Genomic DNA, 14610 nt, shown 5'->3' with positions numbered 1-14610 from the left:
AGGTGGTCAGAGCCGTTCGATCTCGACGAAGACGACATCGGCGCTGCCGCCTGGGTTCGACACCTCGTGCTCGGAGCCGGCGGGGCGCGTATAGGAGACTCCGGCCTCGAGCTCGGCGCGGATCTCGGTGCCGTCGGAATTGCGCACGAGCATCGTGTCGGTGACCATCGGCACTACGACGTACTCGTGCTCATGCCTGTGCATCGGGATCACGCCTTCGGGTCTGATCGTCCACTTCGTCACCCGGAACACCCCGTTGTCGAGCTGGACCTCGCCGGTCGATCCGGTGTCTTCTGCGGGGTTGTCAGCGGTCATATTGCGATCTCCTTCGATGCATGGACGGACGTCGTGCCCTCACTGTATCGTCCCCTGGGCGGGCGCGGAGCGACTCGGGCTAGCATGAGCCCTCGGCGGGCGCGGAGGGACTCGGGCTAGCATGAGAGATATGCGATATCCCCTTGCTGAGATCGACGACGTCGACGATGACATCCGAGCCCAGATCCTCGAAGTGTCCGAGAAGTCGGGCTTCGTGCCCAATGTCTTCCTCGCCCTGGCTCGCCGGCCGGCCGAGTTCCGCGCCTTCTTCGCCTATTACGACGCGCTCATGGAGAAGGAGACCGGCAACCTCACCAAGGCCGACCGGGAGATGATCGTCGTGGCCACCTCGGCGGTGAACAATTGCCTCTACTGCGTGGTCGCGCACGGGGCGATGCTCCGGATCTTCCAGAAGGACCCCTATATCGCCGATGTCGTGGCCACGAACTACCGTCAGGCGAACATCAGCGCACGGCAGACGGCGATGCTCGACTTCGCCGTCAAGGTGTGCGAGGAGCCGTGGGCCGTCGACGAGAGCGACCACGCCGAGCTGGCTGAGCACGGATTCGATGACGAAGATGCCTGGGACATCGCCGCCATCACGGGATTCTTCGGCCTGTCCAACCGCATGGCCCACATCTCCGGGATGGTCCCGAACCCCGAATTCCATCTCCTCGGCCGTGTCCCGCGTGAGAAGAAGTGAGACGATGACTGCCTGCACCCCTGCTGCCTCCGCCCGGTCCGGCCTCGTCAGACCCTTCGCGGCGATGGGCATCGTCGCCACCGTCGGGCAGATGCAGCGCGCCGGCCGCGACACCATCGCCATGTGCCTGGGCGAACCGACTCAGGGCGCCCCCACACCCGTTCTGCGCCGCGCCGCCGAAGTCGCCCAGGACGGAACCGGCCTCGGCTATTCCCCGATCCTCGGCATCCCCGAACTGCGGGAGGCGATCGCCGGACACTACCGCGACTGGTACGGCCTCGAGATCCCACCTGAACGCATCGCCGTCACCACAGGATCCTCAGGTGCCTTCCAGACGACGTTCCTCACCTGTTTCGATGTCGGCGACCGGGTGGCTCTGGCGAGGCCCGGCTACGGGGCGTACAAGAACATCCTCGCCGCGCTCGGCTGCGAGGTCGTCGAACTCGACTGCGGGGCGGACGAGGGCTTCCAGCCCAGCGTCGAACTGCTCGAGGCCGCTCATGCCGAAGCCCCGCTCAAGGGACTCATGCTCGCCTCGCCGGCGAATCCGACGGGAACGATGATCGGCGCCGAAGCTCTCGGAGAGCTCACGGACTGGTGCCGCGACCACGGGGTGCAGGTGATCTCCGACGAGATCTACCACGGCATCAGCTACATCGGCACCCGCGGAGAGTGCGTGCTGGCCCACGACGACGATGCGATCGTCATCTCCTCCTTCTCGAAGTACTGGGGCATGACGGGATGGCGTCTCGGCTGGGCGATCCTGCCCGAGTCGCTGGTGGGACCGGCACAGAACGTCACGGGCAACCTGTCACTGTGCGCCCCGGTCCCGGCCCAGTACGCGGCGGTGGCGGGGTTCACCGAGGAGTCCTATGCCGAATGCGAGGCGGCCGTGTCCTCCTTCGCCGGCGCCCGCGAGCACGTGCTGGCGGCCAACCGTGATCTGGGCTTCGGTGAGATGGCTCCGCCCGACGGCGCCTTCTACATGTACTCGCGCATCGACGACATCCTCGACAGTGCAGGACTCGAGACCTCCGGCCAGTGGTGTGAGCAGCTGCTCGAAGCCACCGGCGTCGCGCTCGCCCCGGGCGACGACTTCGACTCGGTCGACGGCTCTCGCGCGGTGCGTCTGTCCCTGGCCGTCGGCGCGGATCGCACCGCCGAGGCGATCGACCGCATCCTCGACTGGATGGGATGAGCTCCGGCGAGGCGGACGGGGACCGGCAGACTCCCGCCCCGCAGGTGCTGCCCGTCCTCGGTGTCATCGTGGCCGCCGTGCTACTGGGGTCGGCGGGACTGTTCGTCATCCTCGCCGAGGCGACCGCCCCCACCGCAGCATTCCTGCGGTGCTGGATCGCCGTCGTCGTGCTCGCACCCCTGGCCGTGCTCGAGATCCGCAGACACGGGCGTGTGCCGCCCAAGGCGCTCGTCATCGCCGGGATCTCCGGGGCGGCACTGGGTCTGGACTATGTGCTCTGGGCCCAGAGCGTGCTCGATGCCGGGCTCGGGGTCTCCACGGTGCTCATCAGCGTCCAGGTCATCGTCTTCCCGGCCCTCGTGTGGATGTTCGGCGGGCGTCGTCCCGGATGGCTGTTCATCGGCTGCGTGCCGCTGATGATCATCGGCATGCTGCTGACCGGGGGAGTCTTCGGCGTCGACGCGGCCGCCGAGAACCCGACCAGGGGAGCGATCTTCGGCATCCTCTCGGGCGTGCTCTACGGCGTCTACATCTTCGGCATCCACCATTGCCGTCGCCTGGCACCGGACTTCGTCGTCGCCCCCGTCGAGGTCGGCACCATCGCGGCCGGAGTGATGACGGCGGTGGCCGGCCTCGGCCTGGGCGGCCTCGACTTCGCTCTCGGCTGGGACGGTTGGGCGTGGATGCTCGCACTCGCCGTCTGCGGGCAGGCGCTGTCCTGGGTGCTGCTGAGCATCTCCAGTCCCCTCGTCCCCGTGCCCACGACAGCGGCCCTCATGCTGCTGCAGCCGCTCTCTGCCGTCGTCCTCGGATCGTTCATCGCCGGTGAACGGCTGCAGCCGGCCCAATGGGCGGGCGCGGTGGTGGTCGCCGCGATCGTGTGGGTCGTCGGCGGGGGACCGGAGGCGCTGATACGGAACCGGCGGCGGCCTCCGCGATGAGATCGCACCGCGGAGGCCGCCTCGGCGAGATCACATCGGTCAGCCGCCTCGGCGAGGTCAGTGCTCCAAGGCCAGTTCTCCGAGGTCAGCGCTCGTGGACTCAGTGCTCGTGGGCTTCGATCGTGTGGGCGATCGCGTCGAGGATGATGTGAGCGACGTGGTCGTCCTTGAGCGAATAGTAGGCTTCGCGACCGATCCGATTGACCCCGACGAGGTGAAGGCCGCGGAGGAACTTCAGATGCTGGGACACCAGCGGCTGGGACAGGCCGGTCGATTCGACGATATGCGTCACCGTCGCCTCCCCGTGGGTGAGGACGAGGAGCATCTTCAGCCGCGAGGGCGTGGCCAGGGCCTTGAAGAGGTCGGCGGTCTCCGTGATGGCTTCGAGATTGTCCTCGGGATTGAGCAGCAGCTGCTCGACCTCGTCATCGACGGGAACGGAATCGGGAGTGGAAGCCATGAGTGCAGATTACCGGACAACCGACTCGGCCACCCGGCTGCCGGCCGCTGACGGGTCAGATCAGACCCTCTGAGCCTCCGCCGAGGCAGGCCGGGGATCGACGCGAGAGCTCGGGCGATTCAGTCCAGGGCCTCGACATCGGACTGCGACCCCAGCAGATCGTCGGCGAGCTTCTCCCATTGCTCGTAGGCATCGGGAAGGGCAGAGCGCTGCACGGACTGCGCCGCCTCGGTCGGCGACATCGTGTTCCAGCCCTCGATCTGGTCGAGTCCGGGGTTCTCGACCTCGGGGTTGATGCCATAGAACGCCTTCGCGGCGTAGACCGGATCGGTGAGCTGCTCCGGCTCGCCCCATCCTTGCGAGGGCCGCTGCTGGAACAGGCCGACGGAGTCGCGATCGCCGGAATCGAGATTGCGCAGCGAGGATTCCTGCAGCGCCGTCATGAGGGCGATGCGGATCGCCCTGTCGTCGAAACCGCCGCCGAGGCCGACGCCGATGATGAGGCGAGCATTGCCGATCTGCTGCTCATTGAGCTGGTTGACGGTAGCCATCTGCATCTGCCTGATCTTCGTGGAGCCGAATGAGAAGGGCGCGTTTATGATGATGACGGCCGCCACGACGAGTGCCGTCACTGCTGCTCCGAGTCCGAGCAGGGCACCGACGAGCACGGACCGGCGGCCCTTGCGGTGTCGTGTCAGTCGAGGCATGAATATAACGATAATGCAACAAACTGAAGACCTCATCAGACCACGCCGTGCCTTCTATCACAGGGAGGTCACGGAAGGGCGAGCGGGACAGAGAAGAGGCATTGCGCGCTCGCATGTTCCAACCCTGCACCATTCCCGCTCTCGGAGCGCCGGGGAGAGGGAGACGACCTAATATCGAGCCATGGTGAATTTCGCACGGCACAATCGGCGGCCGCCTCTGTTCAGCTGTCTGATCGCGGCCTTCGTGTTCGTCGCTGTCGGTGTGACGGTGCTCCTGGTGGTCATCCTCGTCCTCGTCGGCGTCGCCGACGATTCGGTCACCGGTGACGCCGGAACTCCGGACGCGACCTCCACGGCCCCGGCGACCGGCGGCTGGTCGGGTGAGGGCTGAGGTGACCGAAGTGCTTGACTTTGACACGATGTGAAGGTCTTCACTGAGGGGACAGGAGGTGGACATCATGACCGATCCACAGACGGAACTCGTCCCCGCGCTCTCAGCGCCCGATCCGCAGCAGCGCCTGCAGGCCGCCCTGCAGATCGGAATCAGAGCCGACCCTCGCGACCTCGGCGCACTCGTGGCCAGGTGCGAGACCGAGCCGGACTTCTTCGTCCGCGACATGCTCACCTGGGCCCTTACCCGCCTGCCCGCCGAGGACACCGTGCCGCGGCTGATCAGTGAGCTCGACTCGGCGGTGCCGCAGGCGATCTCCCAGGCGCTGCACACCCTGTCGAAGATCGGCGACCGGCGCGGCTGGCAGGCTCAGGACCCGAGGCGCATCGGGGATCGCCTGATCGCCCATCCCGACACCGAGGTGGCTCGCAGCGCCTGGCGCTCTGCGGCTGCGCTGGTGCCCGGCGACGAGCGGGAGGACCTTGCAGAGGTGCTGATCACGCAGCTGGGGCGCGGGGATGTGGAGATGCAGAAGAGTCTCAGCCGAACCGTCGTCGCCCTGGGCGAGGATCTCGTGTCAGTGCTCGATGAGAAGCTTCTCGCAGAGGACGACACAGTGCGGGCGCACGCGATGGCGACCCGGGAGATGTTCGCAGATCCCGACGCCGGCTTCGCCCACGCCTTGGCCGCAGCCAAACGGGTGGTCGCACTGGGGCCCGAGACGACGATCTAGATCGGCTTCGGGAAGGGACGATCGTGCGCATGCCGTCGGGCGGGGCAAGCCTGACGGTATGCGGCTTCGGTCTCGGGCCCCTTCCTCCGGACACGAGCCGCGGACAACAAGCCGGGAAGCGAGGCGGGAAGTGAGGCGGGAAGTGAGGCGGAGATGCTCATCGGCGAGGTGGCACGGCGCTCCGGTGTGAGCGCGCGCATGCTGCGACACTACGAATCCATCGGCCTGCTCGCGCCCGACCAGCGGACAGCCGCCGGCTACCGCAGATACTCCGACGCCGACATCGGGCGGATCTTCCACATCGAGGGTCTGCGCAAACTCGGGATGTCGCTGACCGAAGTCGGAGAGGTGCTCGCCGACCCGAACTTCGACGCCGGAGGGCTGATGCGCGATCTCATTGCGCAGACGCGTCAGCGCATCGCCTCAGAGCAGCGCCTGCTCGACCACCTCGAGCGGGTCGATCGGCTCGGGCGGACCGACTCCGAGGCGCTGCTGTGGACCGTCGACCTCATGCGCTCCCTCGAATCCGCCGACGTCATTCAACGGCACAAAGCGGCTCTGGGCGGCGGAGTCGATGGAAGCGTGCCGATCGAAGCCCTCTCGGCGGCGGTCCTCGACGAACCCGAACTCAATGCGGCGGGGGCCATGCGGTGGGCGCTCGCCCAGGCCGGGCCCGCCGCGATCGCTCATCTCGTCGATGGGGCGGACGATGTCTCTGCCGAGGTGCGGCTGAGAGCGATCCGCGCACTCGATGAGATCAGTCGCACGACCGACGCCGATGAGCTCGCCCCCGAGTCCGCGGAACTGATTCGGGGCGCCCTGCGGAGGTTGTTGGAAGATGAGGACGATGAGGTCAGAAGCCTCTCCGCCTTCGCCGCGGCCGGGCTCGACGACCCCGCCGCTGTGCCGGAGCTGCTGGCCATTGCGATGACCGGGCCTCGCGACATCGAGGCGGCCGAGGCGCTCGCCGGCTACGTCACCCGGGGCTGTTCCTCTGCCGCCGCGATCATGTCCGAGCTGGCCCGCGCCGCAGGCTCGCCGCGCGCCGTCGAGCGTTTTCGGGCCCTGCAGGTCCTCATCGAGATTCCTGATGGGCAGGCTGCCGCTGGACACCCGCCGGGCGCCGAACACCCGCCGGGCGCCGAACACCCGCCGGGCGCCGAGCATCGGGCGCTGGTGTCGGATCTGCTCGTGCGACTGGCCCACGACGAGAGTCGGGAGGTGGCCGCGACGGCGACCGCGGAGCTGCGACGTCGGGGGTCGGGCCGCCTCGGCGAAGGAGGTTCGGGTTCTCCGCATTCCGGCGGGTGAGGCCATTTCACTACACTGTCACCCATGACCTCAGGAGGTGCGACGGACGAGCCGGCTGCCGCGGAAGCGGTGGCCGGGCACAAGCGTCGGCTCAAGCAGCCGTTCATCTATCGTCGGCACCATTTCACGCCCACCGGGGTGCTCGACTACCTCTTCTTCCTCTTCGGCGGCGCGGCGTCGACCTGGTTGGCTCTGCTGATCCTGCTCAAGGGATTCAGCCTCGGGTGGTGGCAGGTGCTGACCCTGCTCGTGTTCTGGGCCGTGGTGTCCTATCTCGCCCTGCCGCGGCTCCATCGCATCCTCTCGCAGATCTATGTGCCGAACTATTTCATCGGGCGCACTCGGACGTCCGACGGTCTGCTCGGCGACCCGGTCAACCTCGCCTGGCGCGGTGATGAAGCGCAGATCCATCACGCGATGAGGGCGGCCGGGTGGATCCTCGCCGACAGCATCACGCCCGCATCGACCTGGGAGATCATCCGTTCGACGGTGACGAAGCGCAGCTATCCGCAGGCGCCGGTGTCCCCGCTGCTGCTGTTCGGCCGGCGGCAGGACTTCGCCTATCAGCAGGAGGTCGACGGCGACCCCGGGCAACGGCACCACGTGCGCTTCTGGAAGTGTCCGCGCGGATGGCTGCTGCCCGGCGGCCATCAGGCCGACTGGCTGGCCGCGGGCACCTATGACAAGGCCGTCGGGATCTCCCTGTTCACCCTCCAGTTCACGCACAGGATCGAGGAGGACACCGACGTCGAACGCGATCACATCGTCGAGACCGTGACCGCGGTCGGCGAATCGATCACCGTGCACAGGATCAAGGACTTCTCGACGGGCTACCACTCCCGCAATGGCGGCGGGGACGCGATCGTCACCGATGGGCATCTGCCGATCCTCGACGTCGCCGAGGTGGTCGCCGATGAGGGGGATCGCCCGGAGCGTCTGGAACTGACTCTGGACGCCACGCAGATCTACACGGAATCGCGGTCCGTGTCGGACGTGACGAAGACGCTGTGGCGGCGGCGCCCGCTGCAGACGGTCATCGGCGCCGCCCTCGTTCTCGTGCTGCTCATCTTCCAGGCCTGGGATGTGATCGGCACGCTGCTCGACTGGGACGGTCTGCGCTCCGAGGTCACCGACTACAGCGCTGATATCACCGCGCTCAGCGACGATACGGCCACGCGCATCGCCGCGGGAGTGCTCATCGGGCTCAGCCTCCTCATCGGGTGCCTGCAGGTGATTGCGTCGACTGCGGTGTTCCGCGGCAGCAATCGGGCCCGACTGTGGATCCTCACCCTGTCGACGATCTCCGTGATCGTGTCGATGACGAACTACTTCACCGGGGATCGGGATCTGGCCACGAACATGTACGCACTGATGACGATTGCCATGCAGGTCGCCGTGCTGCTCAGCCTCTCCAGCGACTCGTCGCGACTGTTCACCCGTTTCAGTACGGCTGCCCAGCGAGCTGAGCGCCAGGACCGTGCACTCGAGGACTGAGCGAGCGGCAGGAACTCGCGCTGCGTGCGCTCGCTGCCCGACGTGCCTGGCCGGAAGGCAGCTCGAGTCCGCGGGATGCAGGGTCGGATCTGTGTATCCTGACTGTGTCTCATCCATGCGAACCATGAGCCCGCACCGGGACCGAGAGCACACGAGAAGGCAGAACATCATGACCGAACAGGCACCTGACGCATCAGTATTCGACTCGATCGACCCCGCTCTCAAGGTCGTCAGCGCCGAACTCGACGTTGCGGCCCCGGCGGCAGCGGTGTTCGAGCTCATCGCCGATCCCGCGAGGCAGCCCGAATGGGACGGCAACGACAACCTCGGATCGGCCGTCGACGATCAGCGGGTGAGAGGCATCGGCGATTCCTTCGTCACGACGCTGACGAAGGGCGTCGACCGGGAGAACCGCATCGTCGACTTCGCCGAGGGCAGGCTCATCGCCTGGAAGCCCTCGGAGGTCGGGGGAGAGCCCTTCGGCCAGAAGTGGGTCTGGGAGATCGAGCCGTCCGGGGAGGGCGCCTGCCTCGTCCGTCACACCTACGACTGGACCGAGTTGCGCGATCCCCAGCGCCTGCCGCGGGCGCAGTCGACGACGGTCTCGAATCTTCTGGCCTCGCTCAAGCGGCTCAAGCAGCTCGCCGAGAGCTGATCATTTCGGCCAGGCGTCGGCCAGTCGGGTGAGCAGAGCGGCCAGTTGGGCACGCTCATCGGCGGTGAACTCGCTGAGCGCCTCATCGACGTTGTCGCGTTGTGCCCCGCGGAAGCGATTGACGATCGCCCGCCCCTTGTCGGTGAGGGCGATGAGGGTGCGGCGAGCGTCCTCGGGATCGGCCTCGCGCCGCAGCAGTCCGAGCTCGACACCCTGAGCGACCAGACGCGAAGCGCGTGGCTGATCGACGCCGATCGCCTCGCCGATGGCGCTCACTCCGAGCGCAGTGCCTGCCTGGACCAGGGCGATGAGCAGCTGCCATTGCGCGCGTCCGCCGAAATGGCCCTTGAACTTCTCGCGCCATTCGAAGCCGACATCGTCGCGGCGGCCGGGACCGTGGTCCTGTCGATCTCTGCCGCCGGGGCCGTGACGTCCGCCGAAGGGGAACTCGCCATGGTTCGGCTCGGCCGATCCGCTGCGCTGGCCGAATCCCCGAGGCGGACCGAAACCGCGCGGTCCGCCGGGCCCGCGCCGCCACTGCAAGCGGGTGAGCGCCTCCGCGATCGTCCGGATGTCATCGTCTGAGCTCATGCTCGCATTTTACATGTTGCTTGACATGCACCTGAAATGCATGTCATTCTGCATGTACATGTCGGATGACAACTAAAGGAGAAGACATGAGCACGCAAGATGACTTCAACGATGACAGAGACGATGCCGAGAGCCCGTTCGAAGATGCCGGTGCCGCCGACTCGACCGAGGGCGATGCCCGAGGCGAGGTCGACCTGCCGCAGCTGCTGAGGCAGGTCAGCCATGTGCTGCGCCGCGAATTCCGCGCCGCAGCCGCCGACAGCGGTTTCGATCCCCGCGACTTCGGGAAGATGTGGCGCGGACGCCGAGGCCGGGATGCTGACGAGGTGGTCGCCGACGGTGCCCCGGGTCCGGAAGAGCCGGTCAGCTGCGGCCTTCCCCGTGGGCATCGCGGATGGGATCCGGTCGGTGATGTGAGTCCGGACGAGCTCCGGCAGCGGATGTGGGATCTGCGCGATGGCGTCGGTGAGAAGGTCGAGGAGGTGCTCTCCTCGGAGGAGTTCGAGGACCTCAAGTCCTCACTGTCGAAGATCGTCGACGCCTTCGGTCCCGACCGGTGTGCCGACCGCTCGCATCCGCACGACCGCGATCGCGGCGATCACGGCGGAGGTCGCGATCACCGCGATCACCGCGATCACGGCGGAGGTCGTGATCGCCACGATCACGGAGGAGGTGGTGAACACCGCCGCGATCACGGCGGAGGCCGCCGACGACGCGGATTCGGACCAGGGTTCGGACCAGGTTTCGGCCCGGGCCGCCGAGGTTTCGACCCGTTCGGATGGGCCGATGACCGACGCGACCGGGAGCGTGACCATGAGCGTGAGGTGCAGGAAGCCTTCGAGCGCGGTTTCGCCGCCGGGTTCGAGCAGGGACGGAACTCCTGAGGTCGCTGCCGGCAATCGCCTCGACAGCAGCCTCAGCGGCGGGCGAGCACCGACTCGAGGTCGTCGAGGACCGCGCGGTCCTCGATCGTCGACGGCACCGCTGGGTTCTCGACGCCGTCGGCGAGTTCGCGCATGGTCTTGCGCAGGATCTTGCCTGATCGGGTCTTCGGCAGACCGGGGACGATGTCGACGCGCTTGAATGCCGCCACGGGGCCGATCTCCTTGCGTACGAGGGCGACGAGTTCGTCGATGACGGCATCGGGATCGGCTGCCTCGGCGGAGTCGCCGAGGACGACGAGGGCGCGCGGGATCTGACCCTTGACGTCGTCGTGGACGCCGATGACGGCGGCCTCGGCCACCGCGGGGTGGGACGCGACGACGGCCTCGATGATGCCGGTCGACAGCCGGTGCCCGGCGACGTTGATGACGTCATCGGTGCGGCCCATGACGTAGACGTAGCCGTCCTCGTCGAGATAGCCGGAGTCGCCGGTGAGGTAATAGCCGTCGAATGCTGCCAGGTAGGAGGAGATGAAGCGTGAGTCATCGCCCCAGACGGTCGCCATGGTCCCCGGGGGCAGCGGCAGCCTGATGACGATGAGGCCCTCCTCGCCGGCAGGCACCGGGTTTCCGCTCGGATCGAGGATCTCCACCTGGTAGCCGGGCACCGGCTTGGTCGGTGATCCGGGTTTGAGGGGGAACCGGGTGAGTCCGAGCGGATTCGCCGCGATCGGCCACCCTGTCTCCGTCTGCCACCAGTTGTCGACGACCGGGATGTCGCGTCCGGTCGCCTCGGCGAGGGTCTTCGTCGTCCATTCGTAGGTGTCGGGGTCGAGCCGTTCGCCGGCGAGGAACTCCGCGCGCAGGCTCGTCAGGTCGTACTTCTTCATCAGCTCGCCGTCGGGGTCCTCCTTGCGCACCACGCGCATGGCCGTCGGGGCGGTGAAGTGGACGTTGACCCCGTGCTGTTCGATGGCGCGGAAGAAGGCTCCGGCGTCGGGCGTGCCCACGGGTTTGCCCTCGTAGAGCACCGAGATGATTCCCGCCAGCAGCGGGGCGTAGACGATGTAGGTGTGGCCGACGACCCAGCCGACGTCCGAGGCGGTGAACATCGTGTCGCCCGGGTGGAGGTCGAACAGCGCCGGCATCGAGAACGCGCCGGCCACGGCATATCCGCCCGAGTCGCGGACGATTCCCTTGGGCTTGCCGGTGGTGCCGGAGGTGTAGAGGACGTAGAGCTCATCGGTGGCCTTGACGGTGACCGGATCGATGCCCTCGGCGGTCTGGGCGAGCATCTCGGCGTAGTCGACGTCGTTCTCCCCGAGCTCACAGCGATGTTCCTCGCGTTGGACGATGACGGAGAACTCCGGTTTGTTCTCGGCGATGTCGATGGCCTCGTCGAGCATCGGCTTGTATTCGAGCACGCGGTTCTTCTCGACTCCGCAGGAAGTGGAGATGACGGCCTTCGGGGCGGTGTCGTCGATGCGCACGGCCAGTTCGTTCGGTGCGAATCCGCCGAAGACGACGGAGTGGATGGCGCCGAGGCGGGCGCAGGCGAGCATGGCCACGGCCGCCTCGGGGATCATCGGCATGTAGATGACGACGCGATCGCCCTTGGCCACTCCCTTGTCGGACAGGCCGCGAGCGAAGCGCGAGACCTCGTCCTGCAGCTGGGCGTATGTGATCGTGCGGACGGTGTCGGTGACCGGTGAGTCGTAGATGATGGCGGCCTGCTCGCCGCGGCCGTTCTCGACGTGGCGGTCGATCGCGTTGTAGCAGACGTTGAGTTCCCCATCGGGATACCAGCGATAGATCGGCGCATTCGAATCGTCGACGGCCTGCGTCGGCTCGGTGACCCAATCGATGAGACTCGTGGCCTGCTCGAGCCAGAATCCATGAGCGTCATCAGCGATGCGGGACACGACATCGTCGTAGCTGGGGACGGTGCTCTCGGCGTTGATATCCATGCCCCCATTGTGACGCATGGCACACGGAATCGCCGAGGCGGGTCCCGTTCTTCGCCACGGAGACCGCTTCGGCGCGGAGATGGAGGCGGTACGAAAGTCGACCCGTTTCCCTGCAGTCGGTGGGAGAGAGGGCACAATGGGGATATGAGATTCCTGGTTGCATTGATCCTCGGCCTGGCTGTCATGTTCGGACTCAACGTCTTCGTCGACTTCTTCGGGATGGCGCGACCGTGGGGTTCGGTCTTAATGGGCGTGACCGTCGGTGTCACGATGCTGATCGTCCTGCTGGTCTGGGAGGCCGTCCGCCCGACCCAGCCGAAGAGCGAAGCGGCGAAGCCGCAGAGAAGCGAAGAGGACCGTGCTCAGGCACGGGCCGAACGGCGCGCACGTCTGGCCGCCGAGGCAGGCGTGAGCCTCGAGGGCATCGAAGGGGCGCTGCCGGGATCGCCCACCGGCTCTGCTGCCGCGGAGTCCTCCGAGGGCACGAACCCGCCCGAGGGCGCGGGCTCCTCCGAGGACGCTGATGTGGGCTCGGCCGACGCCGAATCCGACGCGCACGAGGAACTGGGCACCGCAGCGCCAGCGACCGAGGGATCCGACCCGAGTGCGTCTGCCGACACCGCAGATAGCGACGTTTTTGCTGCAGAGCCCTTCGACACTGCAGAACCCGCCGTCCCCGCTGAAGCGACCGTCCTACCTGAAGCTGCGGGAACTGAGGGAGGCGATGATGACGAGCAGACGGGAGACGCCGAGGACACCGAATCGGGCGAAGCGACCGAACCAGCCGAAGCGACCGAAACCGATGAGGTCGAGGAGCAGTCATCGCTCGAGGACTCGGCGGAGACGGACTCGGGAGGGACGAACTCCGCGGAGTCGGACTCGGGAGAGTCCGCGGATGCCGACGCGAAACGACGCGGCCCGGCGACGCCCGACACCGATCCGTCCGCGGCCTCGAACCTGCCGGCACCTCCGCCCATGCCGCCCACACTCCCTGCCCGCCCCGACACCGCGCCTCAGGTGGGAGCGGCAGAGGCCGAGAGCCGCGAGACCACGGCTGAGGAACCCGCCACGCTCGATCCGGAGGATTTCGACGAATCCGCCGGTGGGTCCTCACTCGAGAACCCGCCCACCGGCGAACCCGGGATGTCGGTCGATGCCATCGAAGGAAACGAGCCGGAGACGGCCGAAGAGACCGATGAGGACGTGGACGAGGTCGAAGCATCCTCATCGTCCAAACGCATGCGCTCCTCGGCCGAGGAGAACAGCCAGTACCGGCTCTGATGCGCGCGGTCAGGCGTAACGCGCGGCGAGGATCTCCAGTCCTTCCTCGATGCTGACCCGGGGAGTCCAGCCCAGCACCTCCTGCGTCCGTCGCTGATCGAACCAGTGAGAGGTCGAGAGCTGTTCGGCGAGGAAACGCGTCAGCGGGGGCTCGTCGTCGTGGTCGCCCAGCTCCCACACCTTCTCGACCACTGTGCCGGCTGCCAGCGCCGGAGCCACTGGAATCCGCAGCTTCGGCTGTGCGGCGCCTCCGGCGATCGCGATGCGTGACATCAGTTCGCCGATCGGCCGCGGCTGACCGTTCGTGACCACGAGCGACTCGCCGTGAGCGGAATCGACCGCGGACACGGCAGCGACGATCGCCTCGACGGCATTGTCCACGAAGAGGGTGTCGACGAGCGCCGCGCCCGATCCGAGCACCGGCATCCGGCCGGAACGGGCACGGTCGATGACCCGCTCCGTCAGCTGAGTGTCACCCGGACCCCACATGAGGTGCGGACGGAGGACCAGCACCCGGAAATCCGGCGAGTCCGCACCCAGCGCGATGCGCTCTCCGGCTCCCTTCGTCCGGGCGTACTCGCCGCGCGCGAACTCCGGAGAGGCCGGTTCAGCCCCGTCCCCGATGATCGAGGCACCCGTATGCGCCACCGACGGGGAGGAGATGTGGACCAGACGCGGCACACCGGCGGCCCGGGCCGCGTCGACGAGGGTCCGCGTGCCTCCGATGTTCACGGCCTCGAAATCCTTGGGATCGCCCATCATCGAGACCTTCGCAGCCAGGTGCACGACCGCCTCGGCACGGTCGACGGCCCGCTCGACCGCGGCCGCATCGGTCACGGAGCCGAGAACATCCGCGGCGCCTGAGACTCCGGAGGGGCGGCGCTGCAGCGTCGTGACCTCGTGACCGGCGGAGACGAGTGCGTGTGCGACGGACGAACCGAGCAGCCCGGAGGCTCCGGTGACGGTGATTCTCACTTCAGCT

General features: G+C 67.3%; 16 protein-coding genes. 10 read left to right on the top strand and 6 right to left on the bottom strand.

Annotated elements, in window-relative coordinates:
* Positions 1-6: 6 nt before the first annotated feature.
* Entirely contained in the window at positions 7-315 is a 309-nt protein-coding gene (locus tag IIE29_RS05550) for a cupin domain-containing protein (protein ID WP_209324247.1), read from the bottom strand.
* A gap of 130 nt (positions 316-445) precedes the next feature.
* On the opposite strand from IIE29_RS05550, the gene IIE29_RS05545 reads away from it, so the two are divergent.
* From IIE29_RS05545 to IIE29_RS05535, 3 genes are read left to right on the top strand one after another with little or no spacing between them, the layout of a single operon-like run.
* Complete coding sequence (locus IIE29_RS05545; RefSeq protein ID WP_209324246.1) at positions 446-1018, top strand: peroxidase-related enzyme; 573 nt, start codon at positions 446-448, stop codon at positions 1016-1018.
* 4 nt (positions 1019-1022) lie between these two features.
* The gene (locus tag IIE29_RS05540; protein ID WP_209324245.1) at positions 1023-2216 is read left to right on the top strand and encodes a pyridoxal phosphate-dependent aminotransferase; all 1194 of its coding nucleotides are present in this window, start codon (positions 1023-1025) and stop codon (positions 2214-2216) included.
* Entirely contained in the window at positions 2213-3157 is a 945-nt protein-coding gene (locus IIE29_RS05535) for a DMT family transporter (protein WP_209324244.1), read from the top strand. Before IIE29_RS05540 ends, IIE29_RS05535 begins: the two co-directional genes overlap by 4 nt.
* Positions 3158-3257: 100 nt before the next feature.
* Here the strand turns inward: IIE29_RS05535 and IIE29_RS05530 are convergent, their stop codons facing one another.
* Positions 3258-3617 (bottom strand): ArsR/SmtB family transcription factor, encoded by a 360-nt coding sequence (locus IIE29_RS05530; protein WP_209324243.1) that lies wholly within the window; start codon positions 3615-3617, stop codon positions 3258-3260.
* 119 nt (positions 3618-3736) lie between these two features.
* The gene (locus IIE29_RS05525) at positions 3737-4324 is read right to left on the bottom strand and encodes a peptidoglycan-binding protein (RefSeq protein WP_216629598.1); all 588 of its coding nucleotides are present in this window, start codon (positions 4322-4324) and stop codon (positions 3737-3739) included.
* A 181-nt stretch (positions 4325-4505) separates the two neighbouring features.
* Here IIE29_RS05525 and IIE29_RS05520 point away from each other — a divergent pair, with 181 nt between their 5' ends.
* The 5 genes from IIE29_RS05520 (at position 4506) to IIE29_RS05500 (ending at position 8908) form a co-directional block, all read left to right on the top strand.
* Positions 4506-4715, top strand: a complete 210-nt coding sequence (locus tag IIE29_RS05520) for a hypothetical protein (protein WP_209324242.1) — start codon at positions 4506-4508, stop codon at positions 4713-4715.
* A 67-nt stretch (positions 4716-4782) separates the two neighbouring features.
* Positions 4783-5448, top strand: a complete 666-nt coding sequence (locus tag IIE29_RS05515; RefSeq protein ID WP_209324241.1) for a HEAT repeat domain-containing protein — start codon at positions 4783-4785, stop codon at positions 5446-5448.
* A 153-nt stretch (positions 5449-5601) separates the two neighbouring features.
* The gene (locus tag IIE29_RS05510) at positions 5602-6759 is read left to right on the top strand and encodes a MerR family transcriptional regulator (RefSeq protein ID WP_209324240.1); all 1158 of its coding nucleotides are present in this window, start codon (positions 5602-5604) and stop codon (positions 6757-6759) included.
* 24 nt (positions 6760-6783) lie between these two features.
* Positions 6784-8253, top strand: a complete 1470-nt coding sequence (locus tag IIE29_RS05505; RefSeq protein WP_209324239.1) for an LssY C-terminal domain-containing protein — start codon at positions 6784-6786, stop codon at positions 8251-8253.
* A 169-nt stretch (positions 8254-8422) separates the two neighbouring features.
* Complete coding sequence (locus IIE29_RS05500; RefSeq protein WP_209324238.1) at positions 8423-8908, top strand: SRPBCC family protein; 486 nt, start codon at positions 8423-8425, stop codon at positions 8906-8908.
* Here the strand turns inward: IIE29_RS05500 and IIE29_RS05495 are convergent, their stop codons facing one another.
* Positions 8909-9499 carry a MarR family winged helix-turn-helix transcriptional regulator gene (locus IIE29_RS05495; RefSeq protein ID WP_209324237.1) on the bottom strand — a complete coding sequence of 197 codons (591 nt, stop codon included), beginning with the start codon at positions 9497-9499 and terminating at the stop codon, positions 8909-8911. It abuts the gene before it with no gap.
* Positions 9500-9585: 86 nt separating this feature from the next.
* On the opposite strand from IIE29_RS05495, the gene IIE29_RS05490 reads away from it, so the two are divergent.
* On the top strand, positions 9586-10383 hold the full coding sequence (locus IIE29_RS05490; protein WP_209324236.1) for a hypothetical protein: 798 nt from the start codon (positions 9586-9588) through the stop codon (positions 10381-10383).
* Positions 10384-10415: 32 nt separating this feature from the next.
* On the opposite strand, the gene IIE29_RS05485 is transcribed toward IIE29_RS05490, so the two are convergent.
* On the bottom strand, positions 10416-12347 hold the full coding sequence (locus IIE29_RS05485; protein ID WP_209324235.1) for an acetate--CoA ligase: 1932 nt from the start codon (positions 12345-12347) through the stop codon (positions 10416-10418).
* Positions 12348-12491: 144 nt separating this feature from the next.
* Between IIE29_RS05485 and IIE29_RS05480 the strand changes: the two genes are divergently transcribed.
* On the top strand, positions 12492-13628 hold the full coding sequence (locus tag IIE29_RS05480; RefSeq protein WP_209324234.1) for a hypothetical protein: 1137 nt from the start codon (positions 12492-12494) through the stop codon (positions 13626-13628).
* Between the two features lie 9 nt (positions 13629-13637).
* Here the strand turns inward: IIE29_RS05480 and IIE29_RS05475 are convergent, their stop codons facing one another.
* A complete protein-coding gene (locus tag IIE29_RS05475; RefSeq protein WP_209324233.1) occupies positions 13638-14603 on the bottom strand; it encodes an NAD-dependent epimerase/dehydratase family protein in 966 nt (321 codons plus the stop codon).
* Between the last annotated feature and the right edge of the window lie 7 nt (positions 14604-14610).

This window comes from Brevibacterium renqingii, assembly GCF_017808095.1.
GTDB lineage: Bacteria > Actinomycetota > Actinomycetes > Actinomycetales > Brevibacteriaceae > Brevibacterium > Brevibacterium renqingii.
The sequence above is the reverse complement of the archived record's forward strand: the minus strand, read 5'-3'. Positions and strand labels throughout refer to the sequence as shown.